Annotated in this window: 24 protein-coding genes; 5 read left to right on the top strand and 19 right to left on the bottom strand. The window is 38.4% G+C overall.

Annotated elements, in window-relative coordinates; all coding sequences use genetic code 11:
* Positions 1-47 precede the first annotated feature (47 nt).
* Both JG30_RS04675 and JG30_RS04680 read left to right on the top strand, forming a co-directional pair.
* The gene (locus JG30_RS04675) at positions 48-1,208 is read left to right on the top strand and encodes a glycosyltransferase family protein (protein ID WP_046316573.1); all 1,161 of its coding nucleotides are present in this window, start codon (positions 48-50) and stop codon (positions 1,206-1,208) included.
* Positions 1,209-1,323: 115 nt separating this feature from the next.
* Entirely contained in the window at positions 1,324-1,998 is a 675-nt protein-coding gene (locus tag JG30_RS04680) for a fructose-6-phosphate aldolase (RefSeq protein ID WP_046316575.1), read from the top strand.
* A gap of 64 nt (positions 1,999-2,062) precedes the next feature.
* On the opposite strand, the gene uvrC is transcribed toward JG30_RS04680, so the two are convergent.
* Entirely contained in the window at positions 2,063-3,874 is a 1,812-nt protein-coding gene (gene uvrC, locus JG30_RS04685; RefSeq protein WP_046316576.1) for an excinuclease ABC subunit UvrC, read from the bottom strand.
* A 112-nt stretch (positions 3,875-3,986) separates the two neighbouring features.
* Here uvrC and JG30_RS09065 point away from each other — a divergent pair, with 112 nt between their 5' ends.
* The gene (locus JG30_RS09065) at positions 3,987-4,148 is read left to right on the top strand and encodes an SPJ_0845 family protein (protein WP_179854028.1); all 162 of its coding nucleotides are present in this window, start codon (positions 3,987-3,989) and stop codon (positions 4,146-4,148) included.
* A gap of 127 nt (positions 4,149-4,275) precedes the next feature.
* Here JG30_RS09065 and yihA read toward each other — a convergent pair whose 3' ends face one another.
* The gene (gene yihA / locus JG30_RS04690; protein WP_046316578.1) at positions 4,276-4,866 is read right to left on the bottom strand and encodes a ribosome biogenesis GTP-binding protein YihA/YsxC; all 591 of its coding nucleotides are present in this window, start codon (positions 4,864-4,866) and stop codon (positions 4,276-4,278) included.
* A complete protein-coding gene (gene clpX / locus JG30_RS04695) occupies positions 4,863-6,131 on the bottom strand; it encodes an ATP-dependent Clp protease ATP-binding subunit ClpX (RefSeq protein WP_046316580.1) in 1,269 nt (422 codons plus the stop codon). The genes yihA and clpX overlap by 4 nt, the downstream gene beginning before the upstream one ends.
* Positions 6,132-6,262: 131 nt before the next feature.
* On the opposite strand from clpX, the gene JG30_RS04700 reads away from it, so the two are divergent.
* Positions 6,263-7,183 carry a lactate/malate family dehydrogenase gene (locus JG30_RS04700; protein ID WP_046316582.1) on the top strand — a complete coding sequence of 307 codons (921 nt, stop codon included), beginning with the start codon at positions 6,263-6,265 and terminating at the stop codon, positions 7,181-7,183.
* 81 nt (positions 7,184-7,264) lie between these two features.
* On the opposite strand, the gene tig is transcribed toward JG30_RS04700, so the two are convergent.
* From tig to rpsO, 5 genes are all read right to left on the bottom strand, one after another.
* The gene (gene tig, locus JG30_RS04705) at positions 7,265-8,554 is read right to left on the bottom strand and encodes a trigger factor (RefSeq protein ID WP_046316584.1); all 1,290 of its coding nucleotides are present in this window, start codon (positions 8,552-8,554) and stop codon (positions 7,265-7,267) included.
* 149 nt (positions 8,555-8,703) lie between these two features.
* The gene (gene tuf, locus JG30_RS04710; protein ID WP_046316585.1) at positions 8,704-9,894 is read right to left on the bottom strand and encodes an elongation factor Tu; all 1,191 of its coding nucleotides are present in this window, start codon (positions 9,892-9,894) and stop codon (positions 8,704-8,706) included.
* Between the two features lie 179 nt (positions 9,895-10,073).
* Entirely contained in the window at positions 10,074-11,000 is a 927-nt protein-coding gene (locus JG30_RS04715; protein WP_046316587.1) for a hypothetical protein, read from the bottom strand.
* A 44-nt stretch (positions 11,001-11,044) separates the two neighbouring features.
* Positions 11,045-12,733 carry a ribonuclease J gene (locus JG30_RS04720; RefSeq protein ID WP_143443912.1) on the bottom strand — a complete coding sequence of 563 codons (1,689 nt, stop codon included), beginning with the start codon at positions 12,731-12,733 and terminating at the stop codon, positions 11,045-11,047.
* A gap of 162 nt (positions 12,734-12,895) precedes the next feature.
* The gene (gene rpsO, locus JG30_RS04725; protein ID WP_046316588.1) at positions 12,896-13,165 is read right to left on the bottom strand and encodes a 30S ribosomal protein S15; all 270 of its coding nucleotides are present in this window, start codon (positions 13,163-13,165) and stop codon (positions 12,896-12,898) included.
* Positions 13,166-13,371: 206 nt separating this feature from the next.
* Here rpsO and rpsT point away from each other — a divergent pair, with 206 nt between their 5' ends.
* Positions 13,372-13,626, top strand: coding sequence for a 30S ribosomal protein S20 (gene rpsT, locus JG30_RS04730; protein ID WP_046316589.1), 255 nt, complete (start codon positions 13,372-13,374; stop codon positions 13,624-13,626).
* Between the two features lie 17 nt (positions 13,627-13,643).
* On the opposite strand, the gene holA is transcribed toward rpsT, so the two are convergent.
* The 11 genes from holA to lpdA all read right to left on the bottom strand — a co-directional run bounded on the left by holA (position 13,644) and on the right by lpdA (position 25,432).
* On the bottom strand, positions 13,644-14,669 hold the full coding sequence (gene holA, locus JG30_RS04735) for a DNA polymerase III subunit delta (RefSeq protein WP_046316591.1): 1,026 nt from the start codon (positions 14,667-14,669) through the stop codon (positions 13,644-13,646).
* Entirely contained in the window at positions 14,656-16,884 is a 2,229-nt protein-coding gene (locus JG30_RS04740) for a DNA internalization-related competence protein ComEC/Rec2 (RefSeq protein WP_052725200.1), read from the bottom strand. The genes holA and JG30_RS04740 overlap by 14 nt, the downstream gene beginning before the upstream one ends.
* A complete protein-coding gene (locus JG30_RS04745) occupies positions 16,853-17,449 on the bottom strand; it encodes a helix-hairpin-helix domain-containing protein (RefSeq protein WP_046316593.1) in 597 nt (198 codons plus the stop codon). Before JG30_RS04745 ends, JG30_RS04740 begins: the two co-directional genes overlap by 32 nt.
* 44 nt (positions 17,450-17,493) lie before the next feature.
* Complete coding sequence (locus tag JG30_RS04750) at positions 17,494-18,528, bottom strand: SepM family pheromone-processing serine protease (protein ID WP_046316595.1); 1,035 nt, start codon at positions 18,526-18,528, stop codon at positions 17,494-17,496.
* Complete coding sequence (gene coaD / locus JG30_RS04755; RefSeq protein WP_046316597.1) at positions 18,525-19,025, bottom strand: pantetheine-phosphate adenylyltransferase; 501 nt, start codon at positions 19,023-19,025, stop codon at positions 18,525-18,527. Before coaD ends, JG30_RS04750 begins: the two co-directional genes overlap by 4 nt.
* Complete coding sequence (gene rsmD, locus JG30_RS04760; RefSeq protein WP_046316598.1) at positions 19,026-19,583, bottom strand: 16S rRNA (guanine(966)-N(2))-methyltransferase RsmD; 558 nt, start codon at positions 19,581-19,583, stop codon at positions 19,026-19,028.
* Positions 19,574-19,855, bottom strand: coding sequence for a YlbG family protein (locus tag JG30_RS04765; protein ID WP_052725204.1), 282 nt, complete (start codon positions 19,853-19,855; stop codon positions 19,574-19,576). Before JG30_RS04765 ends, rsmD begins: the two co-directional genes overlap by 10 nt.
* A 15-nt stretch (positions 19,856-19,870) precedes the next feature.
* Positions 19,871-21,046 carry an FtsW/RodA/SpoVE family cell cycle protein gene (locus JG30_RS04770; protein WP_046317253.1) on the bottom strand — a complete coding sequence of 392 codons (1,176 nt, stop codon included), beginning with the start codon at positions 21,044-21,046 and terminating at the stop codon, positions 19,871-19,873.
* A 130-nt stretch (positions 21,047-21,176) separates the two neighbouring features.
* Positions 21,177-23,009 carry a translational GTPase TypA gene (gene typA / locus JG30_RS04775; RefSeq protein WP_046316600.1) on the bottom strand — a complete coding sequence of 611 codons (1,833 nt, stop codon included), beginning with the start codon at positions 23,007-23,009 and terminating at the stop codon, positions 21,177-21,179.
* Between the two features lie 72 nt (positions 23,010-23,081).
* A complete protein-coding gene (locus JG30_RS04780) occupies positions 23,082-23,858 on the bottom strand; it encodes an inositol monophosphatase family protein (protein ID WP_052725207.1) in 777 nt (258 codons plus the stop codon).
* A 152-nt stretch (positions 23,859-24,010) separates the two neighbouring features.
* Positions 24,011-25,432: a dihydrolipoyl dehydrogenase gene (lpdA, locus tag JG30_RS04785; protein ID WP_046316602.1), complete on the bottom strand. Its 1,422-nt coding sequence runs from the start codon at positions 25,430-25,432 to the stop codon at positions 24,011-24,013.
* Positions 25,433-25,436: the final 4 nt, after the last annotated feature.

Genomic DNA, 25,436 nt, shown 5'->3' on the forward strand with positions numbered 1-25,436 from the left:
ATTGAAAGCACTAACACAATTTTAAATTAAATTAAGGAGGTCTATGTATTTTGGTAGAACCAATTGAAACACAAGTCGCACCCGTACAGGAGGGAAATATTCATGACTACGATACTATTTTAGATTACTTTAACAATCAACCAGTGCAACAAGACCTAAAATCCAGCTACCATACGATCACTTTTGTCACTACGGGCATTATTGCCTATGATGGCGGACAAACCACCATGCTTCACTTAGGAACTTTATTGACGCAAGCTGGTTACGAAGTCTATTACCAGAGCTATGTTCCCCAAAGTAAAACGGAAATGGAAAATAATGCGGAATTCAATTATCCGGGTTATCAAGGAATTTGCGTAGAAATGAAGGATTTAAAACGGCATCAATCGGATATCTGGATTGCTACGCTATGGGAGTCAGCCTATATCATTAAGAATTTACCAGGATATAAATTATATTTTGTCCAAGATTATGAACCATATTTTTATCCCTTTGGTGACCGCTATCAACTGGCGAAACGCACTTATGAATTGGGTTTGCATATGGTTTCCTTAGGTCCATGGTGTAAACAAATGATTGAACAAAACTGTCAAGTGCAGAGCCCCATAGCTGCAATTAATTTTCCGGTTGCTTTAGAAAAATATCCCTTAAGCAAACGTGATTTTGCGGCTTATCCTCAAAAAAAGGTTTTTCAATTAGCAGTCTATACGAAATTCACCAGTCCCCGCCGGGCGCCGATTAATATCGAGATTGTACTCCGCAATTGTGAAAAGATTTTACAAGAAAAAGGTTACCAATTAGAAATTAATTATTTTGGTACTAAAAAAGAAGAAACCTTTATTAATGGCCACAATTTGGGGAAATTAACGCAACCGCAATTAGTTAATTTATATCATCAAAGCGATATAGGGATTGCCCCTTCTATGACTAATTTTTCTTTGGTCCCCTTTGAAATGATGAGCACAGGCCTCCCCTTTATTGATTTTTATGAAGGTACGGGGCGCTATTTTATTCCCCAAAATTGCTGTTTTTATACTCATTTTGACGAAACAGAATTAGCACAACTATTATTAAAACTTTTTCAAAATCCGGATCAACTGCAAAAGACGACAGCTAATGCCAGCGCTCATTTACATTCAATTACTTGGAAGAAAACACTTAGTGATATTCTGCAGATTTTGCAGCATTTACCTACTACAAAACATTGATCATGATATTTTGAAAAATAATTAAAATTAACCAAAATAAATGTCTAGTTTGTCACTGAGTTTGTTATACTAGCCATGGAAACGGTTTATCAAACAAATATTTGGAGGCAGAACTATGGAATTTTTTTTGGATACCATTAATTTGGACAAAATTGCTCAATTTCAAGAGATTATCCCGGTAGCGGGAGTTACTTTAACGCCCTCGATTATTAAACGAGAAGGAAAAGTAGATTTTTTTGAACATGCGAAAAAAATTCGCCAATTAATTGGTACTAAACGGACGCTACACATTCAGTTAGTAGCTGCTGATTGTGAGCAATTGATAAAAGATGCTCAAGCGGTTTGGCAAAACGTGGATTCAGAAGTTTTTGTTAAAATTCCTTTGAGTTTGGATGGTCTGAAAGCAATCCAGTATTTAAAAAAACAGGGACCGTGTCATATTACAGCTACAGCCACCTATTCTCGCATTCAAGGTATGTTAGCAATGGCCGAACATGCTAATTATTTAGCAGTTTATACTAGCCGTGTAGAAAATATTGACGGAGATTTTCCTGGGCTCATTAAATCCTTAAAAACTTACGCTGCCAATAATCATTATGGTACCAAAATTATGGCCTCCAGTATTAAAAGTGTTCGACAAATTACAGCTGCTGCCGAAGCAGGTGCAGATGCTGTCACGTTTGCACCAGACGTTTTAACCAAAGCTTTTGAAAATGGCGCCTTAACTAAAGCTTTAACCGATTTTACGGATGACTGGGAAGCTTTATATAATAAACGTCACATTTACTAAATCTAATAACCGGCCATTTAATAAAAAAGACTACATCTAATCGACGTAGTCTTTTTTAATTACTCTAGGAACCAATTTTGCGGATCGGAGTCGTTGACAGTGACAGCTTAATAGTTTGCGCAACTGTTTCTGAAATACCTAATTTCATTAAGTCCGCTACCGGAGCTTCTTTGATGCGTTTGACGGACGAATAATGACGTAAAAGTTTCGTTCGTGTCTTCGGACCTACACCTTTAATACTTTCCAATTGCGAAGATAAAGCATTTTTATTATGAGTTTTGCGATGATAGGTGATGACAAAACGATGCACTTCGTCTTGAATGCGTTGCAACAAATAAAATCCTTGGCTTTGACGCTCCATGGGTACTATCTGACCCTTCTCACCAACAATTAAGTGTGAGGTACTATGATGATCATCCTTAACCATACCTGCGACCGGAATCTGAATACCCAATTCGTCATGCAAAACTTCTAAAACGACCCGTAGCTCAATCAATCCCCCATCCATTAAAATCAAGTCAGGCAGTGATTTTTGTTCCTTCAAAAGTCGGGAATAACGGCGATAAATAACCTCGCGTGTATTGGCTGCTTCGTCGGCACCACTATGATCTTCGAGTTCATTTTTGATTTTATATTTGCGATAATTGGATTTTTCCGGACGACCATCGACAAAACTCACCATAGCAGACACCGCATCACTACCTTGAATATGCGAATGGTCAAACGCTTCAATCACATGTCCGTAAGGTAATCCTAACGCCGCGAAAATTTGTTGTTGCGCTCCCACAGTTTGTCGGTTATCTAATTCCATTAAGCGAAACTTTTCTTGCAAAGTTAGTTTAGCATTTTCCCCAGCCATTGCCATTAAATCCCGTTTTTGACCGCGTTGGGGTGTACGCAAAGGCACTTGTAAAATTTCAGAAAGTGGTTCTTTATCCAGTGTAGCAGGAACGAGAATTTCACGTGGTAAAACATTATTCTTACGATTATAAAACTGTAAAATAAAACTGGCTAATTCTTCTTCTGGCGTATTGAGACAGGAAAAAATTCGCTTTTCCCGTTTCATTAAGCGCGCTTGCCGAATAAAAAACACTTGAATTGAAATATATCCTTTTTCCACATAGAAATTAAACAAGTCGCGCGGTGTATGATCATTTGAAATAATTTTTTGTTTTTCGACAGTTTGTTCGATGTAATTAATTTGATCACGCAACTCTGCTGCCCGTTCAAATTTAAGATTTTTAGCTGCGGTTTGCATCTTAGCCAGTAAGCTCTTTTTAACGGTGCTAACATTGCCATTTAAAAAGCGTTTAATTTTTTGAATTTGGATTGTATATTTTTCCTTCGGTACTTCTTTAAAACAGGCTCCCAAACATTGTCCCATATGATAATACAAACAAGGCCTGCCCTGGTGCCCATGACAACGTCTCAAAGGATAAACTTTTTGAAGAAAATGCAAAGTCTCCTCAGCAGCATAAACATTAGGATAAGGTCCAAAATAATAACCGCCATCTTTTTTGACTTGACCGGTAATTAACATTTGGGGATCGCGTTCATTTGTAATTTTTATATAAGGATAACCCGTACCCTTCTTCAGTTTAATATTATAATAGGGTTGATATTTTTGAATTAGCGTGATTTCTAATAAGAAGGCTTCTTTATCAGTAGAAGTAATTATAGTTTCAAAATCTTGAATTTCACTAACTAATTTGGCTGTCTTACCTTCATGTGAGCTTTTAAAATAAGAACGCACACGATTTTTTAAATTTTTGGCTTTTCCCACATAAATAATTTTAGCATTAAGATTTTTCATTAAATAACAACCGGGACGATCCGGTAGTAAAGCTAATTTATGTTCCAGATATTCGCTAGCCATCTTTTAACTCCTTTGATTGCCAGAATATTTTACTATTTATTAACCAAAATACCAACCCTTTTGCAATTATTGGGGTAATTTTATATAATATGAGCGTGAAGGAGTGATAGTGATGGGATTAACTGTACGCCGAGAAAATGATTTTGGTAGTTTATTTGATAAATTTGCGTCTTTACCTGATGATGTTGAAAAAACTGTCAAACAAGTAGCTGCTGCCGATGATAAAAATAAAGCTCGTGATCAAAAGCAAAAAACCAACAAAAAAAGACCTTAAAGGTCTTTTTTTGTTAAGTTCTTCAAATAAAGTTCTTATATAATTCTGAGCATTGCCAATTAAGCAACTTCAGTCCTACTAATATCTCCGGCAGATTTTCGGGACCGCTTCAACCTGACACTCATAATTAATTAAGGTGGATTTGTTGTTCAATCCATTGCCAAACTTCTGCACGCCCTAATTTAGTGACGGCACTAAAAAATTGGAATTGATCCACGGGACTTAAGGTCAAGGTTTGTTCGATCACCTGTTGCGTTTGTTGCCAGCGATTTTTTTTGACTTTATCCATTTTCGTCGCTACCACTAATGTAGGTAAATGATAATAATGAACAAATTGATACATAGAAACATCATCAGCAGTAGGTGGATGACGACCATCGACTAAAATAAGGACACCCTGTAATGGCTGGCGCGTAGTTAAATATTCTTCGATCATTTGACCAAAGGCCGCCCGTCGCTTTTGAGAAACTTTGGCATAGCCATAACCGGGAACATCTACTAAATTAAAAGCTTGATTAATTTCATAAAAATTCAAAGTTTGGGTTTTCCCCGGTGTCTGAGAAGTCCGGGCCAGATTCTTCCTTTGAATCAAGGTATTGATTAACGATGACTTACCAACATTGGACCGACCCGCTAGGGCAATCTCCGGCCAATTTTGAGTTGGATACTGTTGTTTACTGACAGCACTTAAATTCATCGCTACGCTGGTAATTTTCATGAAGCCTTAACTTCCTGACCCTGGCTGTTCAATAATTGCGGTTGCGTCTGTCCTTCTACAGCAGCCTTAGTAACAACGACTTTTTTCACTTCACTAGCACTGGGCACAACATACATTGTATCCATTAAAGTAGCTTCAATAATTGATCTTAAGCCCCGCGCCCCTGTATTCCTTTTAATAGCCAAATCTGCCATGGCTGACAAAGCTGCTGGTTGAAAGTCCAGTTGCACATTATTAAAGGCAAATAACTGTTGATATTGCTTGACTAAAGCATTTTTGGGCTGCGTTAAGATGGCTACTAAATCACTTTGAGTGAGTTGATTCAGTGTCGTAATGACCGGAATTCGTCCAATAAATTCAGGAATAATTCCAAACTTCATCAGATCCTCTGGGATAACAGCTTGTAAAAGATTATCATGATCATCAAAACTTTGAACATTATTACTGTCGGTACCAAAACCAATCGTTTTTTCTCCCAGGCGACTTTTAATAATTTCGTCGAGCCCGTCAAAAGCACCACCAACAATAAACAAAATATTAGTTGTATCAATGGAGATCATTTCTTGTTGTGGATGCTTCCGGCCACCTTGCGGTGGGACATTGGCCATAGTCCCTTCCAAGATTTTTAAAAGTGCTTGTTGAACGCCTTCTCCCGAAACATCACGAGTAATTGAGACATTTTCACTCTTTTTGGCAATCTTATCAATCTCATCAATATAAATAATTCCCCGTTGGGCCTTTTCAACGTTAAAATCCGCATTTTGTAATAATTTTAACAGAATATTTTCAACGTCTTCTCCCACATAACCGGCTTCGGTTAAAGTGGTGGCATCAGCGATCGCAAAAGGTACTTGTAAAATCTTAGCCAGGGTTTGTGCCAAATAGGTTTTCCCTGAACCCGTTGGACCAATCAAAGCAATATTACTTTTTTGCATTTCTACTCCGTTTTTATCTTGTGGATCCAACGGATGATTAATGCGCAGGTAATGATTATAAACAGCCACTGCCAAATTCTTTTTGGCTTGTTGCTGGCCAATCACATATTGATCCAATACTTTCATAATTTGATTAGGTGAAGGTAAATTCTCAATTGATAAATCATCGGTCTTGGCATCTACAGCATCATCAATGATTTGTTTACAAAGATCAACACACTCATTACAAATATAAACCCCCGGACCTGCGACGATTTGCTTTACTTGATCTTGAGTTTTACCACAAAACGAGCAAACAATTGTTCCAGTTTCATCTGTGTTGTCAAACATATTTTACCTCCATTTGGATTAGAGCTACCAATTATGCCTTAAAAAGAGTAGCATACAGACAAGGAAAAGTAAAAGACCTTGTTCGATCTGACTTTTCTTTGCACAAAATTTAAGAAAGGATGTTTTTGTTTATGAATCAAGTAGGAATCATTGGCTTAGGTCACGTGGGAGCAACTACTGCCTTACTTATGGCTCAGCGGGGACATATAGGGCATTTAGTTTTAGTGGATAAAAATGAAGCAAAGGTTAAATCAGAGCAAGTTGATCTCCAAGACCAAATTGCTCTGTTAGGCACTGATACCACGGTGAGCGTCCAAGATTATAACCACGAGCAGTGGGAGCAATTACGAAATCTAGATGTTTTAGTTTATTGTGCGGGTGATATTAAATTACTGCGCGAACATAAAGGCAATCGTGATTTTGAACTACAAATGACTAGTCAGGTTGTGAAAGAAATAGCTCCCAAAATTAAAAATTCCAGTTTCCAGGGAGTAATTGTCACGATTACCAACCCGTGTGATGTTATTGCACGGTTACTTCAAGAATACTTAGACTACCCTACTAATAAAATTTTAGGCACTGGAACGGGTTTGGAAACAGCACGGATGCACCACGCAGTAGCAGAAACTTTACATTGTAATTATCATGATGTCACAGGTTACGTCTTTGGTGAACACGGAGACACCATGTTTCCTGTCTGGTCTAGTGTTCAAGTTGCCGGACAGCCAATTACAAAGTTTGACCTGGATCTGCCCAAACTAACTAAAAAAATTGTTGAGGGCGGGTATGTCATCTACGCTGGCAAACAATATACGAACAACGGAATCGCCACACGTGCTAATTTAGATGTGGAGGCCGTTCTAAGTGATGCTCAGCGGGCCCTACCAGTTAGTGCTTATGACGAGCACGAACAACTATATATTGGCCAATTAGCCGTTATCGGGCGCCATGGGGTTGAAAAAACTGTGTCATTAGAGTTGAATGACGCGGAAAAAGCCGCTTATCATAATTCGGTTCAAGCCATCGAAAATAATTACCAGCGGGTTCAATAATTGATTATTGCATTAATTTGAAAAAATAAGCCTGTCAAACTAGCTACATAGCGCAGCTTAGCTTTGGACACGGCTTATTTTTTACTTTTGTACAGCAGATTCCTTAATCAAATCGATAGCTTTTTTAATGCCAATATCATGATCCAACATACTGTCATCTAAGGCATTTCGAACTGCTTTTTCATCCATTTGATAGTCATTGGCCAAATCTTTGACTTCTGCGTCGCGTTCTTCTGCGGTAACTTTAATATCTTCAGCCTGTACTACAGCCTCCAATAAAAGACTAGTTTTGACACGATTTTGGGAACCGTCCATAAATTGCTTACGTAAGTCAGCTTCTGTGGTGTTGGTAATTTGATAATACATTTTTGGATTAATACCCTGTCTTTGCATATTACCTAAATATTGTTCTACTTGATTTTGGACATCAGTGTCGAGCATGGCTTGCGGGATTTTTTCAAAAGTGGCATTATCGACCGCCTTTTGAACCGCTTCTGTTTCAATTGCATCATCAGCTGCTTGTTTGCGCTCAGTTTGTAAACGATCTTGAATTTTTTGCTTTAATTCATCTAAGCTATCGACATCTTCATCAACATCTTTCGCAAAATCATCATCTAACTTAGGTAATTCCTTAGTTTTGATTTCATGAATTTTCGTAGCAAAATGCGCTTTTTTCCCTGCTAATTCCTTAGCCTGATAATCTTTTGGGAAGGTAACTTCTACATCAACTTCATCACCACTTTGATGGCCAATTAATTGATCTTCGAATCCCGGAATAAAAGTCTTAGAGCCCAATTCTAAAGAATAATTGTCAGCACTGCCGCCATCAAATGCCTGACCATCAACCGTTCCTTTATAGTCAATCACGACGGTATCACCTTCTTGAGCTGCACCATCTTCTTTTAAGACCAGTTCCGCTTGTTGTTTTTGCAATCTTTCTAGTTCATCTTGTACGTCTTTTGAGGTAACTTCTGTATTTTGCTTTTTAACTTCTAAATTTTTATATTCACCTAATTTAACTTCCGGTTCAACCGGTACAGTCGCTTTAATCGACCAAGGTTGATCTTTTTCCATACTTTCTATGGAAACAGTTGGTTGGCCCACGGGTTTAATTTGAGCTTCTTCCACTGCAGTTGCATAAGCTGTTGGTAAAATTGCATTTAAAGCATCTTGATACAGTGCTTCTTCGCCGTAAACTTGATCAAACATTTGCCGCGGCACTTTACCCTTTCGAAAACCGGGAACATTCAAATTTTTACGAACCTTTTTAAAAGCGGTATCTAATCCTTGTTTAATTGTATCTTGATCAATTTCGAAAACTAATTCGCCATCTTGATCCTTTTCTTTACTCCATTTAGCTTGAGAAGCCATTAATATCCCTCCGGTACTCATTATCTCTACATACTAAACCATATTACCCTAAATAAAATAACTTGTAAACGGTCAAGCCGGCGATTACCACAAAATAGTAACCAAAAAAAAATCTGGCTCAGCCAGACTTTTTTGATTAAAATTTGAAATTAATCAAGAATTTCGGTAACCACACCAGCACCAACTGTATGTCCACCTTCACGAACTGTGAACTTGGTTCCTTTTTCAATAGCAACCGGAGCAATCAAGTCAACCTCAAAGGTTACATTGTCTCCAGGCATAACCATTTCAACCCCATCAGGTAGTTCAATGACACCAGTAACATCAGTTGTATGGAAGTAAAATTGTGGACGATAGTTAGAGAAGAATGGTGTGTGGCGGCCACCTTCGTCTTTATTCAAGATATAAACTTCACCCTTGAACTTTTTATGAGTTTGGATAGAACCTGGCTTAGCCAAAACTTGACCACGTTCAATTTGGTCACGGTTAATACCCCGTAAAAGAATACCAACATTGTCGCCGGCTTCACCAAGATCCAACGTCTTACGGAACATTTCCAAACCAGTAACGGTGGACTTCAAAACATCATCTTTCAAACCAACAATTTCAACTTCATCACCAATTTTGACTTCGCCACGATCAATTCGGCCAGAAGCAACTGTGCCCCGTCCAGTAATCGTGAAGACATCTTCAACCGGCATCAAGAATGGTTTGTCATTACTCCGCTTAGGTGTAGGAATATATTCATCGATAGTATCCATCAATTTTTCAATGACTTTAACTTGTTCTGGATCACCTTCGAGAGCTTTCAAAGCAGAACCACGAATTACGGGAACATCATCCCCCGGATAACCGTATTCTGAAAGCAAGTCACGAACTTCCATTTCAACCAAGTCAATTAATTCGTCATCATCAACTAAATCTGTCTTATTTAAAAAGACTACGATATAGTCAACACCAACTTGATGAGCCAACAAAATATGTTCACGAGTTTGTGGCATTGGACCGTCAGTTGCGGCTACTACCAAAATTGCGCCGTCCATTTGCGCCGCACCAGTAATCATATTTTTAACATAGTCAGCATGGCCAGGGGCATCAATATGAGCGTAGTGACGCTTTTCTGTTTCATATTCCACGTGCGCTGTATTAATGGTAATCCCACGTTCTTTTTCTTCTGGAGCCTTATCAATATCAGCATAGTCTTCAGCTTTGGCTAAACCTTTACTTGCCAATACTTTTGTGATTGCAGCCGTCAAAGTTGTTTTTCCGTGATCAACGTGTCCAATGGTACCAATATTTACATGGGGCTTAGTTCTATCATAATGTTCTTTTTCTGCCATGAAAAGAAACCTCCTGTTTGTCATTAGCGAGTCATTGATGCAAAAAAATATAAAGAGTAATTGCCCAATAACTCTTTATGCAACAATTATACTACTTTTGCCGCTGAAAACAAAGCACAGCAACAAAAATATACTCTCAATAGTATACAAAGTTACTACTCGAATGTAAACTGTTTTCGTTAATTGAATAAACTCAACAACTCTTCAAATTTACTCAACCACTTATTTACTTTAACAGCTTTTAAGTCTTTTTCAAGAGTTTTACCGGTATTTTTGTAACCAAATTTCGCCATAATCATTTTTAGCCAAAATGAAGCATCCGTAATGATCTGATCCGTGAAAGGATACAACATAGCAGCATATAAATTCAATTCACCACTCAAAGCCTCATAATTATGTCCTACCTGCGATTGCAGACTGGATAATTGCTGTTGTAAAGCATTTAATGATTGTAAATTGGCGATAATCGGCAATTCATTAGGAACTACCGTTTTCATTTCCCCGTAAAAACTGAGGGGCACTACCTCAGTAAGACGCAATTTAACTAAATCATCCATGACTCCCGCTTTAATTAAGGGATGTAAATAAGGATGCAAAACTAAAATCTTGGCTTGTTCCAAATAATCAGGCAAATCTAGCTGGTGTAACCGTGTCACAACTTCCAATTGCTGCGATAACGGACTAGTCACAATCGTCAACACACGCTGCGACAAGCGGGCTAACAACTGCGGATGACTAGTGGCTATAGTCTGTGCAGCTTGTTTAATCTGTTGGTCTAAAAGCTGCTGTTGCTGATCATTATGCCACGTAACATTTTGCACAAATTGATAGGCTCCAATAAGATCTTCCAACTTTAAAAAAACCGCTACGGCCAACTGCGTATCGGCATAAGTTTTTAAATAGGAGGTAACATAGTTACTAATTAAGGTTGCCGCAGACTTATTCTGCTGATTGGCATGCAAAGCCTGAACTAATTTGACTTGATTCAGATGACTAGACTGTAAACGGTAGGCTTTGTCATACAACTCCACAGCTTGCGCAAAATTTTGCCGGGCATACTGCCGATCACCCGCTTGAATCAAATGTTGTATATTGGGTTGCGTCATAACTTCAATTCCCTCAAACCTTAAACTTATAAAGGTTCACTAGCTTACTTATGAGCATTGCGATGCCGATTTTGATTAACTTCCATCACCACGGGTAAAATCACCGGATGCCGATGTGTTTGTTCCCACAAAAAATGATTGAGATCTTCACGAACATCTTGTTTTAATTCTGACCAATCAAAGTCTTTGTGCGTAAAATTATTATCAATGGCCTGAATAATTACATTAATGCTGTCATTCAATAACTTTTTATTATCCCGCAAATAAACAAATCCGCGCGCAGTTACTTTAGGCCGCGCAACTATCTTCTTTTTCTTGCGATCAATCGTGACTACCGCCACAAAGACTCCATCTTGTGATAATAATTTCCGGTCCCGCAAAACAATCGTTCCAATATCACCGACACCCATACCGTCAATCATAGTGTCCCCAGCTTCAACAGCTGCGCCTAAATGAAATTGCCCTTTTTCGTAATTCAAAACCGAGCCATTATCTAAGATAAAAATATTATCAGCAGGCACCCCTACTTCAGCGGCAATTTGAGCATGTGCATTTAACAAACGGTACTCGCCTTGGACCGGAATCACATTCTCGGGATGTAGCAAATTAATCATCAATTGTAAATCACTTTTCGAGGCATGACCAGAAGTATATAAACCGGAATCACTTAAAGATTTAACTTCACCACCGGCTCGAAATATTAAATCGCGAGTCTTCGCTACGGTAGTTTCCATGGCATGAGAAGGCGTGGTGGTTATAAATACCAAATCCCCTTCTTCAATATGATAAAAATGATGATGACTGGTCGCCATTTTTTGTAAAATTTTAATTGGTTCACCCATTCGGCCAGTTTCTAAAATAACTACTTGATTTTTAGGCAGTTTTTCAGCTTCCCGAGCGCTGATCAACAGATCATCATCCAGCTTTAAATAACCAAGTTTAATAGCCGTACGGACAATTTTAGCGGCATCTTGCCCCGTCAACACGACTTGGCGATGAGTTTTTTGTGCAGCATCAAAAATCTGCTGCATCCGTAGAATATTCGAGGCGACAGAAGCCACGATAATGCGACCCGTTTGATATTCAAAAGTTTCCCAAATATAAGTGTAAATATCGCGCTCATCGGCTGCGGGATATGGCGACTCCGCGTTAGCGGAATCACTGAGTAAAGCCAATACTTTATGGCTGCCAATGGCCGCTAAACGTTGATAATTAGTTTGGTAAATGGGCAGAGCTGATTGATCAAATTTAAAGTCTCCAGTATATACAATTTGTCCGGCAGGAGTTTTTACTACTATCCCCAATGAATCTGGAATGGAGTGCGTCGTTTTAAAAAACGAGACGCTTAAATTTTGAAAATCGATGGCTGTCTGCGCATCAATGATGTTAAAATCATTAAACTTGCGGCTACGTTTATCATGATGGACGGTCATTTTGGCTAACTCAATGGTTAACTTGGATCCAAAAACCGGAATATCATGATTATTAATTAAGTAAGGCAAAGCTCCAATAGCATCAGCATGTCCGTGTGTTAAAAAGATTCCAACCACATGATCAATATTCTTTTCTAAATAAGACATCTCTGGAATGACAATATCAATGCCCAATAATTCATTTTCAGGGTATTGTAAGCCGCAATCTAAGATTACAATTTCACCATCACATTCAATGGCATACATATTTTTCCCGTTTTCGCGTAAACCACCCAACGGAATAATCTTTAAAGTTTTCAAACTATTCACCTTTCTTGTTGCTCATTTAACTGAAGTTCATTTACGGTCCTACTCGACCAATGCTATATAATGATTTTATTGTAGCACATAAAGTGCTCCTTGGATACGCACAGGAATTGAACGTACAAAAAAAGCCCTCTTTTGAGAGGGCTTTGAAATCAATTAACGCCGTAATCCCAAACTCTTAATGAGCTCACGATAGCGATTAATGTCTTTATTACGCAAGTAAGCCAATAAATTCCGACGATGACCAATTTTCTTTAATAAACCAACGTATGAATGATGATCTTTTTTATTAACTTTTAAATGATCGTTCAAATTATTAATTTCCGTTGTTAAAATTGCAATTTGAACCTCCGGAGAACCTGTATCCCCAGCTTTACGACCATATTTTTCAACCAATTGTTGCTTTTGTTCTTTTGAAATTGCCATAAAATTTCCCACCTTTAACTTAATCTATCCAGCCAAACCAAGCCCACGCCGGTGTTGCGTCAAACTGAGTCTGGCTAAGAACATTTAAAAATATACTCTAAAAAGCAGTAAAAAGCAATAGCCAATTGATAATTAAGCATTGCAAACCCAACCAGCTTTTAGTATACTTTTAAGGTACTGGCAAGAAGCACACGGAGGTGAAAAGAATGCCACAAATTAAATCAGCCATTAAACGCGTTAAAACATCGGCCAAGACAAACGAACGTAATTCTGCCCAACGCAGTGCCATGCGGACTGCTGTGAAAAATTTTGAAAAAGCCGTTGCCAATAATGATTCCAATACGCAAGATTTATATAAGCAAGCTACACGCGCCATTGATAAGGCCAAGTCTAAGGGGTTAATTAAGAAAAATAAAGCTGCCCGTGACAAATCTCGATTAACTGCGAAAATTAATCATTAAAAATTAAAAGCCAGCCACTAGGCTGACTTTTTTGTTTGAATAAACTGAATCATAAATAATTCAAATAACTGCTCTTTATCACCCTGTCCGGATTTCATGCGATAATCAATCGTAATTAAATCTCGCAGGGCTTTTTTTAATTCGGCAACAGAATATTGCTGGCTTCTTTGGACTGCTAATTTAATTCGATAAGGATGCACTTGCAAATAACCCGATAATTTTCCTACCGCCATCCCCTTTTGTTGTAAGAGCTTAACTTGTAGTAAGAGACGCAATTGAGCTTGAGCTAATGCAGTAATGCCCACCACTTCACTTTTTAAGAGCAGTAATTGATGATAATTACTTTCTGCCTGTTTCAAATCACCCTTCAGTATGGCCGTCATTAAATCAAAAACATTATCATCCAAAGTCTGCGGCACTAATTGTTGGACGGTACTTTCAGTAATGGGCTGACCCGGTTGATATAATAATAATTTTTGTAATTCGTTGCTGGCCAGTGAATAATCAGAATTGGTGCGTAAAATTAATTGTTCTAAGGCTGCTTTGGTAATCTGTCCATGCTGTTCTTGAACATCTTGCTGTAATCGGATAGTCAATTGTTGAGCAGTTAATTTTTGAGCACTGACTACCTGACAGTGTTTCAAAAATAGTTTAGTAATTTTTTTTCGTTGATCCAATTTTTCATAAGGTGCAAAAAAAACGAGAACTGTTGTAGGTTGCGGGTGTTTTAAATATTTTTCTAGTTCCTTGAAAGCAGCTTGGGGCTTACCAAGGCTTTGATTACTACTTAAAAAATAAGTATTAGTCACAAAAATCAAGCGATAGCTTCCCATGAAAGGCAAAGAGGCTGCTTCAGCTAAAACTGTCGTTAGTTCTGTTTCCTCTAAATTGAATTCCACAAAATTCATGTCGCGTTCGGTGGGAGTTAAGAGGTTCTCAAAACTGTGACGGATTTGACTAATAAGTTGAGTTTCCGTGCCCGTTACTAAATAAAGTGGTCCTACTTTTTGCGATAATTCTTGGATAAAGTCATTGATTAGCATTAATCTGATCCTTTGTAAAAATTTGCCACCATTGTTGACCATTCAAAGTATAATGCCAAGTCAACATACCATGTTCGGCCGTATTTAAATAGGGAATTTGTAATTTTTTTAAAGTATGCAACGTTTCAGGATGCGGATGGCCATAGCGATTTTTTCTACCCGCGGAAATTAAAACGAGCCGCGGATGAGCTTGCTTTAAAAATTGTGGATCACTAGCTGTTTTGCTGCCGTGATGTCCCGCTTTGACATAATCGAGATGCGGTATGTGGGTAAATAGTTTTAATTCATTTTCCCGATTAAGATCTCCGGAAAATAACCATTTAGTATTTTGAATTTGAATTAATAGCGTAAGCGAATCTTCATTAACTCCTGTGGAAAGACGTTTCGGCCAAAGCACCAAAAACTTACAATACTTCTTGAGTTTTAATTCATCGTTTACTTTGAGTGTTTGGTAATGTACTTGCTGAGCAAAAGGCTGTAATTGACGAACTAAGGCGCGGCTATGCTCCATGCCTTGGGCAAAACAAACTTCCCGCACCGGAAAATTTTTTAATAAAATAGCTAAATCGCCAATATGATCAGCATCTTGATGTGATAAAAAGACATAATCCAGATGCGTAATGCCACGGTAATGTAAGTATGGAATCGTAATTTGCTCCACGCGATGCGTTTGGGCAAGGTGACGGCCAAATTGCAACTTACCACCCGTATCAATTAGACAGGTTTTCCGTAAAAAAGGAGTGGTTATTAAAATACTATCACCTTGGCCAATGTCAATAATACTCACCTCACCACTTAATGGGCAATGATTAACTATAAAAATTCCCAGATAAACCACAGCTAATAAACGATACCAGTGACTGGATTTTTCATTCAACCATAATAAAGTAACGATCATCAATAACACTGTTAAAAACACACTAATATGCCCGAAGGTGATTTGAGACCAGTTAGCATGGGCAAGGCCTTGAATAGGCGCATATACCCCCTTAAATAGTTGTTCTAGTCCCGCTAAAATAAGTGGACAATTCACGCACAATAAACTCAATAAAGTGAGCGGAATGATTATCTTTTCAAAGACTGGCGTTAGGACTAAATTAGCCCCAAAGGTTAACCAACTAAAAGTATAATTATGATACAACAAAATTGGCATACTCAAAAAATTAATTAATAATGACCGCTGCCAAGACTTGCGCTGGCGAGCCACAATCAACCCATAAGACAATAAATAACTTAATTGACCGGCTAGTGTAAACAAAACATATGGCTCCAAAAACGTTTGGACCAATAAAACTATCCCAAATACATCATGTCGTGAAAGCTGCCAATGTAATTTTGATTGTAAAATCCGAATTATTTGTAAACCACAGGCCCGCCATATACCAACTCCCGAACCTGCTAAAACCGCAAATGCGGGCAAACTAACTACTAAAAACCATTCAACATAGTTTTGAGGCAAACGCAATTTAGCTGTGAGCTGATATAATAGATCAACCAACAAATAGACATGTAATCCCGAAATGCTAAAAATATGAATAATTCCTAAATTAGTTAACCCCTGACGTAAATCTACTTCCTCATTAGGGAAATAACCCCATAACAAACTACTAGCATTAACCCTTAACCAATGCGGCAGGGGTTTTAAGAACTGCAAACAATAAAAGCGCCAGCGATGTAAACAATCAATCGGTTTTAAACTCCGAGGTTGATAGCGTACCTGCCATGTTTGAATTTGCGCTTGATAATCAATTTTTTGGTAGTGATTATATTTTTGAAAATCAAATTCTCCCGGGTTCGTAGCCGGAGTAAGGCGTTGCCAGTGCCAGTCACCATAAAGCATTATTTTGTGGGCGCTGGCTGGCCACTTGTGATCACTAGGTCCACCAAAACGGACTTTTTGCCCCGTTGGCAATTGACCTACTCCAGAGACCCAGTGATTACGATAATGCCATTGATCAGGTTGGACAATAATTTGATGCATAGTGGGCTTGGCCGCCACTTGTAAATCCAAACACCACCAACTAATACCAGTTAGTACTAGTACTTCTATTAAAATTGGATAACACCGATTTTTCAGTAGGGTATTCAAAATTATTAAATAAGCTAAGCCCCATAACCAATGATTAACACGTATCGCAATACTTATTTGTACAGTCAATGCTAATACAAAAAACCAGCCTGAGTTAAACGCTAAGTTGATCTTTGATACTTTCAAGCGTTTTAGCTCCTATACCTTTCACCTTGATTAAATCTTCCACTTTTTGAAAACTGCCGGCACTTTGACGATAGTCAATAATCGCCGCTGCTTTTTTGGGACCAATTCCACTAATATTTTGTAATTCGGTCTCGGTTGCTGAATTTAAATTAACCGTTGCTGAACTACCGTTTGTAGCAGAATTGTCATCTGTTGGGCTCACAGCTTCTGCTTGATTAGGAACATAAATTTGACTTTGATCGTGTAATTTTTGGGCTTGATTAACTCCTTTCAAACTAGCTGCCTCCGTTGTTCCCCCTGCTCGTTTAATGGCATCATATACACGAGCAGTAGCTGCTAGTTGGTAGACTCCTGGGCGATTAACTGCCCCTTGTACATCTACCATAAGATACTTTGAAGTTGATTTTTTAGAATTAGTCGTCGTTTTGGGAGCAGCTTTTAATGTGACTTCTTGTTGAATTTGTGTTTGGCGGTGAATCCAGTAACTACTGCCACACACTAATAATATTAGTACTCCAAGAAACCATACCCGATATTTCATCATCCACAATTTGACTGACTGCATAATTATCACCCATTTTTAATTACCAAAAAAACACATCTTTTTTTTTAATGATGTGTTTGTAGATAATTAATTGCGTCAGTAAAACTCGTGACTGGTACAATTTTCATTGGTGAATGTAAGCGTTGCACAGCCCGCTGCGCCAATTGATAATTAGTTTGATAATGAGGATGTACATGTTTCATGTGTCGCGTAATTTTTTCTTGTGGGGCGAAAAAAATACGTGCATGCTGTTTTTGTGCAGCGTAAACTTTTTTATCAATCCCGCCAATAGGCCCAACATTCCCTTGCGAATCAATGGTTCCTGTCCCTGCAATTATTTGCCCATGGGTTAAATCTTGTCGCACTAACTGGGCATAAATTTGCAAAGCAAACATCAAACCTGCCGATGGACCCCCAATTGCGCCTGCATGAATTTGAACCGCTGGTCGACTATGCACACGCAAATGATCTACTAATGTGATCCCAATACCGCTTTGATGTTGTTTATTTAAACTTATTAACGAACGAGTTACTTGACGAGTTTTGCCCTGACGTTTATAGGTTAAAGTAACTTTTTGTCCTGGTTGCCGCGTCTTGACATAATGTTGAAAAGCTTGCGCATTAGAAAATTCTTGGTGATCAATCTGCGTGATTGTGTCTCCTACCCGTAAATGCTTTTTAAAATGTGATTGTGGTAAAATCGACATCACGTAAATGCCTAAGTATTGTTTGTGATACGAGACATGAGCTTTTTTACAAGCCACTTCAATCGCACTATTACCAGCGTTTTCCATAAAATAACGTTGTGTCCGCTCGTATTCCTGATTGTTATTGTCACCTAATACTGCTTTTTTAGGTAAGATTTCTTGAAAGGGAAGAATTTTTGCGAGCAATAAATTTAAAGCAGTCCCCGACTTTACAGCTACGGTAGTAAATAAAAACTCGCCCTTTTGATGATCGGGATGGCGTTGAACTTGAATAACTTGAGAAGTGGGTTGTGCTGCTCCGGGAGCTTCCACAAAATACGGTAACGGATACAACCCCACAAGGAGTAAAAGAATTATAAAAAGCCAAATTAGATATTTTCGGAATTTTTTCATAATGAGCGATCACGTTTTGCAGCTAAGGCTTGTGCTACCACTGGGGGTACTAAGCCATCAATATTTCCGTGATAATACACGATTTCTTTGACCATGCTGGAAGAAATGTGTGCATAGCGAGGATGGGCAATTAAGTAAATAGTTTCTAATTGTCCAACTTGCAAACGATTGACTTCTTGCATGTCCAATTCATATTCCAAATCTGCCGGTGTCCGCAATCCCCGTATTAAGAAGTTAGCATGTACTTGTTGCGCCACTTGCGTCACCAATTGATCTTGGCTGACCATTAAATGAATATTGTGCGCTGCTTGTGCGTCTTTGAGACTAGCCGCTAATAAATCACGTTTTTCTGTAAATGAAAAAGTATACTGTTTTTGCGTATTTTTCATAATTACCACGTATAATTGATCTACGATAGTAGCCGCACGTTGAATTAACTCCAAGTGACCATTAGTTACAGGATCAAAACTGCCTGCATAAAGTCCGATTTTTGACATTTATTCTCCCTCAAAGCGCCATATTTCTACGAAAGTCTGACCATATTTTTTACTAGCTATACAAGAAAAATTAGATGGCCGCTGCTGGCTCAAATCATAATTAGTTTCTATGATAATAAAAGCATGCGGTGCTAACAACTGCTGTTGCACACATTGACGGATTATATCCAAATTAACATGCATGGCATACGGCGGATCCAAAATTAATAAATCTAATGGTGTCGCCAAAGTATTTAACTTGTCTAAAGCCTGTTGCGCTGTCATTTTCCAAAGTATAAAAGCAGCTGGAGCGTGAGTTTTTTGAATATTAGCTTGGATCGTTTTAATCGCCGTATAGTTTTTATCTACTAAATACATCTGCTCCAAACCACGGGAAACAGCTTCAATTCCCAATGCCCCTGTTCCGGCAAATAAATCCAGGCCATAATGCATTTGAGAGCAATGAGCCGCTAAAATATTATATATCGATTCTTTCACCTTGGCGCCTGTAGGACGGGTATTACGTCCAGGAACTGGTTTTAAAGGCAAGCCGTGAAATTTACCCGCAATTACTCGCATAATTCTTCATTTCTTTTTAATTTAATCGCCGTGGCATCCGCTGTCGAATAATCAGTTTTCAGTGTTTGGCGGGGTGATAATTCAACTCTTTTAACGAAGGGCAAATCATTAATTTTGGCCATAAGTGTTTGACTGTGTTGAGCAGTTAAATACATAATTGCATAATTCATTTTAAATGAAACATAGACGACTGTTCCTAATCGTCGTAATTTTTTACTGGAACGACAAGTCGTTAACCAGACAATAATTTCTTGACGTGCAGTGATCTGCAAAAGACAACATCCTTTCTAATTTAGTGAGTTATTTTGGCGCAAGTTGACGGAAATATTAAGCACTATTCCCATACAAATTGATAAAACTAATGTACTGGATCCCCCATAGCTAATAAATGGTAAAGTGACTCCCGTAATAGGCAATAAACCAACCACGCCCCCAATATTGAAAGCACTTTGAATAAATAGAAAACCCGCAATCCCATAGCACAATAAAGATAAATAAATTTGCGAAGCACTAAAGCCCAGATACACTATCCGAAAAATCAAAACAGCTAAAAGCCCTATTACCAAACTTACTCCGACCAGTCCCAATTCTTCGGCAATGATGGCCAGTATAAAATCCGTATAAGGTTCAGGTAAATAACCTAATTTTTGAATACTATTGCCAAGTCCACGGCCCCATAAACCGCCGTTGTTAATTGCGTAGTAAGAGTTGACTAATTGAGATCCACCAGATTTTTCCAATTTAAAAGGATGGTAAAACGACATTAAACGCCGAACTCGATAGGAGGAATGATCCATATGCATAGAATGCTCTGCAAAATAAAAATAACCACAAACAAATAAGATAATTAAGAAAATTACGGTGATAACCACATATTTAATATCTAATCCTGAGGCAAAGGACATTAAAAATACAATAGCAGCAATGATCGCCGCTCCTCCTAAATCTGGTTGAAACATGGTCAAACCCGTGATGAGTAAGCCCACCAAAACCGGTGGCCATAATTGCGAAAAAATTTGTTTTAAGGATTGCTGCGAAATATTTAAAACGCGGCTACTATACACTTTGGCCAAGTATAAGATTAACGCTAATTTAGCTAATTCTAAAGGTTGAATATGAAATGGACCAATTGGAATCCAAGCGGAAGCTCCATTAATCGAAGCCTGCGGATTAAAATGTTTGCGAATTAGTAAAACTATCAGTAAAGCTAAAACAATAAGTAAAAACCACTTCGTGAATAAAGATCGTTTGAGAACATCAATCTTTAAAAAATAAAAAAACGCACATAATAAAAATCCGACAGCCACAAACAATGCTTGCCTTTTCAAATAAATACTACTATTTAATCCTTGCAATTGTGCTGCGTTAGAACTGGCCGAATAAACCATCACGATGCCAAGGGCCGAAAGAAGAATAAACGGAACCAGAATCCAGAAATCAATATTTTTTAATTTAGTTTGCACCGCCAGAACTCCCATCAATGATCATTCAAGGTCCTTCAAACTTTGAATAGTGTGACCATATCTTTTCAAAGCTATCGGCAATATTATAACAAAAAACTACGACAATGGTGTGTGTCGTAGTTGCGTTCTGCTATTTTTGACGATGCTTATCCGCTTTCCGGCGTTCGTTTGTATTTAATATTTTCTTACGTAAACGAATGCTCTCTGGTGTTACTTCACAATATTCATCATCATTTAAAAATTCAATTGATTGTTCTAACGATAATTTCTTCGGTGTTTTAATAGCTGCCGCATGATCTTTTCCCGCAGCCCGAGTATTAGTCAAATTTTTACCTTTAGTAACATTAACTGCGATATCTTGATCTCGATTACTTTCGCCAATAATCATGCCTTCGTAAACTTCGACACCGGCTCCAATAAACAATTGACCGCGATCTTCCACTGACTGCAGACTATAGGTCGTGGATGGTCCCTGATTAATGGATACTAAAGCGCCACTACGACGTCCTGGTTCCCAATTACGAATTACTGGTAAATATTTTTCAAAAGTGTGGTTCATAATACCATAACCACCAGTTTGGGACATGAACTCCGAATTATAACCAATTAAGCCTCGCGAAGGTGTGAGGAAAGTTAACCGGGTTTGACCATTACCGGTACTTTCCATATTCTGCATTTCCCCTTTTCGCTGCGCCAAAGAATCAATAATGGAACCGACATAGGCATCAGGAGTATCAATTTGGACTAATTCAAATGGTTCACATAATTCACCATCAACTTCCTGGTAAATTACTTCCGGTCGGGATAACTGTAATTCAAAGCCTTCGCGGCGCATTTCTTCCACTAAGATGGATAAATGCAATTCCCCCCGTCCAGAAACAATCCAAGCACCTGCTTGATCAGAATCTTCCACTCGCAAAGAAACATCGGTTTGTAATTGTTGTTTTAAACGATCTTCAATTTTCCGGGCTGTAACTAACTTACCCTCGCGACCTGCAAAGGGAGAATCATTGGCTAAGAAAGTCATTCTTAATGTCGGCTCATCAATTCTTAAAATAGGCAGAGCTTCCGGATGGTCGACAGGTGCAACCGTTTCGCCCACAAAAATATCTTCCATCCCGGATAATCCGATTAAGTCTCCTGCCTTAGCTTCTTCGACTTCTTGACGCTTTAACCCGAAGAAACCGAAAATTTTTGTAACCCGGAAGTTTTGTTTATCGCCATTTAGCTTGAGAACCGAAACTTGATCACCTAATTTAATGCGACCCCGGAAAATACGACCGATCCCAATTCGGCCTACGTAATCATTGTAGTCCAGCATTGCAACTTGAAATTGTAACGGTTCATCACTGTTATCAATAGGTGCCGGAATGGTTTTTAAAATGGTATCAAAAATCGGGTTCATAGTGTGCTCTTGCTTTTGTGGATCGGAATCATAACTCGAGGTGCCATTGATTGCCGAAGCATAGACCACCGGAAACTCCAATTGATTTTCATCAGCGCCCAAATCAATAAATAAAGACAAAACTTCATCAACTACTTCTTCTGGGCGTGCTCCCGGACGATCAATCTTATTAATGACAACAATCGGTGTTAAATGTTGTTCTAAAGCTTTTTTTAGAACAAATCTGGTTTGCGGCATTGTACCCTCATAGGCATCAACCACCAACAAAACTCCATCAACCATTTTCATAATGCGTTCTACTTCACCGCCAAAGTCGGCATGACCGGGAGTATCCAAAATATTAATTTTAGTTCCCCGATATTCTACGGCGGTATTTTTTGACAAAATTGTAATTCCACGTTCTTTTTCGATGGCATTCGAATCCATTGCCCGATCGCTGATTTCCATATGTTCTGGAAGGGTATCTGACTGTTTCAATAATTCATTGACTAAGGTTGTTTTACCGTGATCAACGTGAGCAATAATCGCAATATTACGGATATCTTCTCTTCTTTTCAAAATTGTGCTTCCTTCCATGCAAACATCATTGATTTAATGCATAAAAAAGCTGTGATTTTCAATCACAGCTCATTAAGCTCTTTTATTGATTAAACTGAGAGCTTCGTCTGTTGCGCATTTCGTACCTATTATTACAGTTTGTGATTGTAACATATTAACGGGCGATCCGTCAATATTCCGTACCATTATTCCATTTTTCATCGCCAGAGCGCGTCCTGCAGCCAAATCCCATGGTTTCAACTTGGAAATATAAAGATTTTGTTGACCACAAACTAAACGCGACCAAATAATCCCCGCGCTGCCAAACACTCGTAATCCGCTACTAGCATGAACGATTAATTGATAGTTGGGATCTTGTTGCCATAATAAACGCGTACTAATTGTTACTAGCGAATCGACCAAAGGTAAATCAGGAACCGTAGGTAAAGGAGTTTGATTTAAAAAAGTGCCAACTTGTGGACCTCCGTAAATGATTTGATCAGCCATAACATTTGCAATGGCTCCAAACAAGGGTTCTCCATCCTGATAAACTCCAATCATAATGGCAAATTGGTCATGACATTTAACAAAATTCATGGTCCCGTCAATCGGATCCACAAAAAAGACTAAACCTTCCACACTAGTAATCAAAGAACTGGTTTTTTCCTCACTGATAATTTTAGCTTCGGGGAATTTAGCTGCTAAATATTGAACAATATATTGTTCAATTTGTCGATCTCGATCAGTTACTAAGTCATTTCGGTTGGATTTTCGCTGAACTGTATCAAAGTGCTGATCTTGTCGTAAGCTATCAGCTGCTTTTTGTATAATATATAAAACTTCTTGCTGGATGTTTGATAGATTAGCCACCTGCCTCAAGCCTCCTTAGTTTCTTAATTTACTCTTATCATATCTAAATCCGTTTAATTGTCTAATATTTCATTGAGATCACAAATAAAACAAGAGTTCATCCCACAGATGAACTCTTGTTTTTAATTTACTCATTGGAGCTATTGATTCTATTAAATGTGCGTTGGAAAACCCATCGCCATATCAGCAGCTTCTTGAATCGGTTCGCCTAAAGTTGGATGCGGATGAATAGTCAATGCTACATCTTCCACATTCAGTTGGCAATTAACCAAAATGCTAACTTCTGAAATCAAATCACTGGCATTAGGACCGACAATCTGACCGCCTAAAACAGTGCCAGTATTCTTATCAGAAATTAATTTCACAAAACCGTCCATATTATCTAGCGATACTGCCCGTGCATTACCTGCAAATGGAAACTTGGAAATTTTAACCTCACGTTTTTGGGCTTTAGCCTCATCAGCCGTCAACCCTACGCTAGCCATTTCGGGATCATTGAAACAAACTGAAGGGATGCCAATATAATCATTGGCAGTATTTTTCCCTGAAATAGCTCCCGCTGCCGTTTTACCTTGGAAGAACGCTTTATGGGCCAGTGCTGGCCCCGCAGTAATATCACCAACCGCATAAATGTTCTTCACAGACGTACGACCTTGTTCATCTACTTTTACTAAACCGCGATCAGTCAACTCAACATCCGTCATTTCGAGACCAAAATTATCCGTATTCGGACGCCGACCGACCGAAACCATTACGTAGTCTGCATTAATTGTCGTTTCCTGACCATCCACAGCATAGGTAACATCAACGCTATCACCATTGTCTTGCACACTTTTAGCCATTGCTGAGGTTACAATTTTGATGCCCTTCTTTTGCAAATGTTTCTCAATGATGGATACCATATCCCGTTCAAAATTTGGAATGATCTGATCTGTACCTTCCAAAATAGTTACTTCAGATCCTAAATCCGAAAATGAACCAGCTAATTCACTGCCGATGTAACCGCCGCCGACAATTACTAATTTTTTAGGTAATTCTTCAATATTTAATAAGCCCGTAGAACTTAATACCCGGCCGCCAAATTTAAAGCCTTTAATTTCCACCGGACGACTTCCTGTAGCTAAAATTAAATTTTTAAATTTAATAGTCTGACCGCCGCCATTATCCATAAACTGTCGTGGCCCTGCAGGCATGACTCGTAATTGTTCATTATTGTCTAAAAAGGCTTCGCCCTTAATAATTTCCACTTTATGCTTTTTTAACAACATTTGTACGCCACTGGTCATACGTTCTACGACATTTTTATTTTTCCAAGCTTGCGTTTTGGCAAAGTCTAATTCTACATCTTTGGTACTGATGCCATAAACCGTTGCATCTTTAGCTTCCCGGTAACGATGACCTGCTTGAATTAAAGCTTTAGAAGGTACACAGCCAACGTTTAAACAAACTCCTCCAAAGTATTCCTTTTCAATAATTGTAACTTTTTGTCCTAATTCTGCAGCCCGAATCGCCGCTACATAACCGCCCGGACCAGCACCAATAATCACTGTATCTTTTTCTTCCACATTGGCCATAATT

This window comes from Bombilactobacillus mellifer (assembly GCF_000970795.1).
Taxonomy (GTDB): Bacteria; Bacillota; Bacilli; order Lactobacillales; family Lactobacillaceae; genus Bombilactobacillus; species Bombilactobacillus mellifer.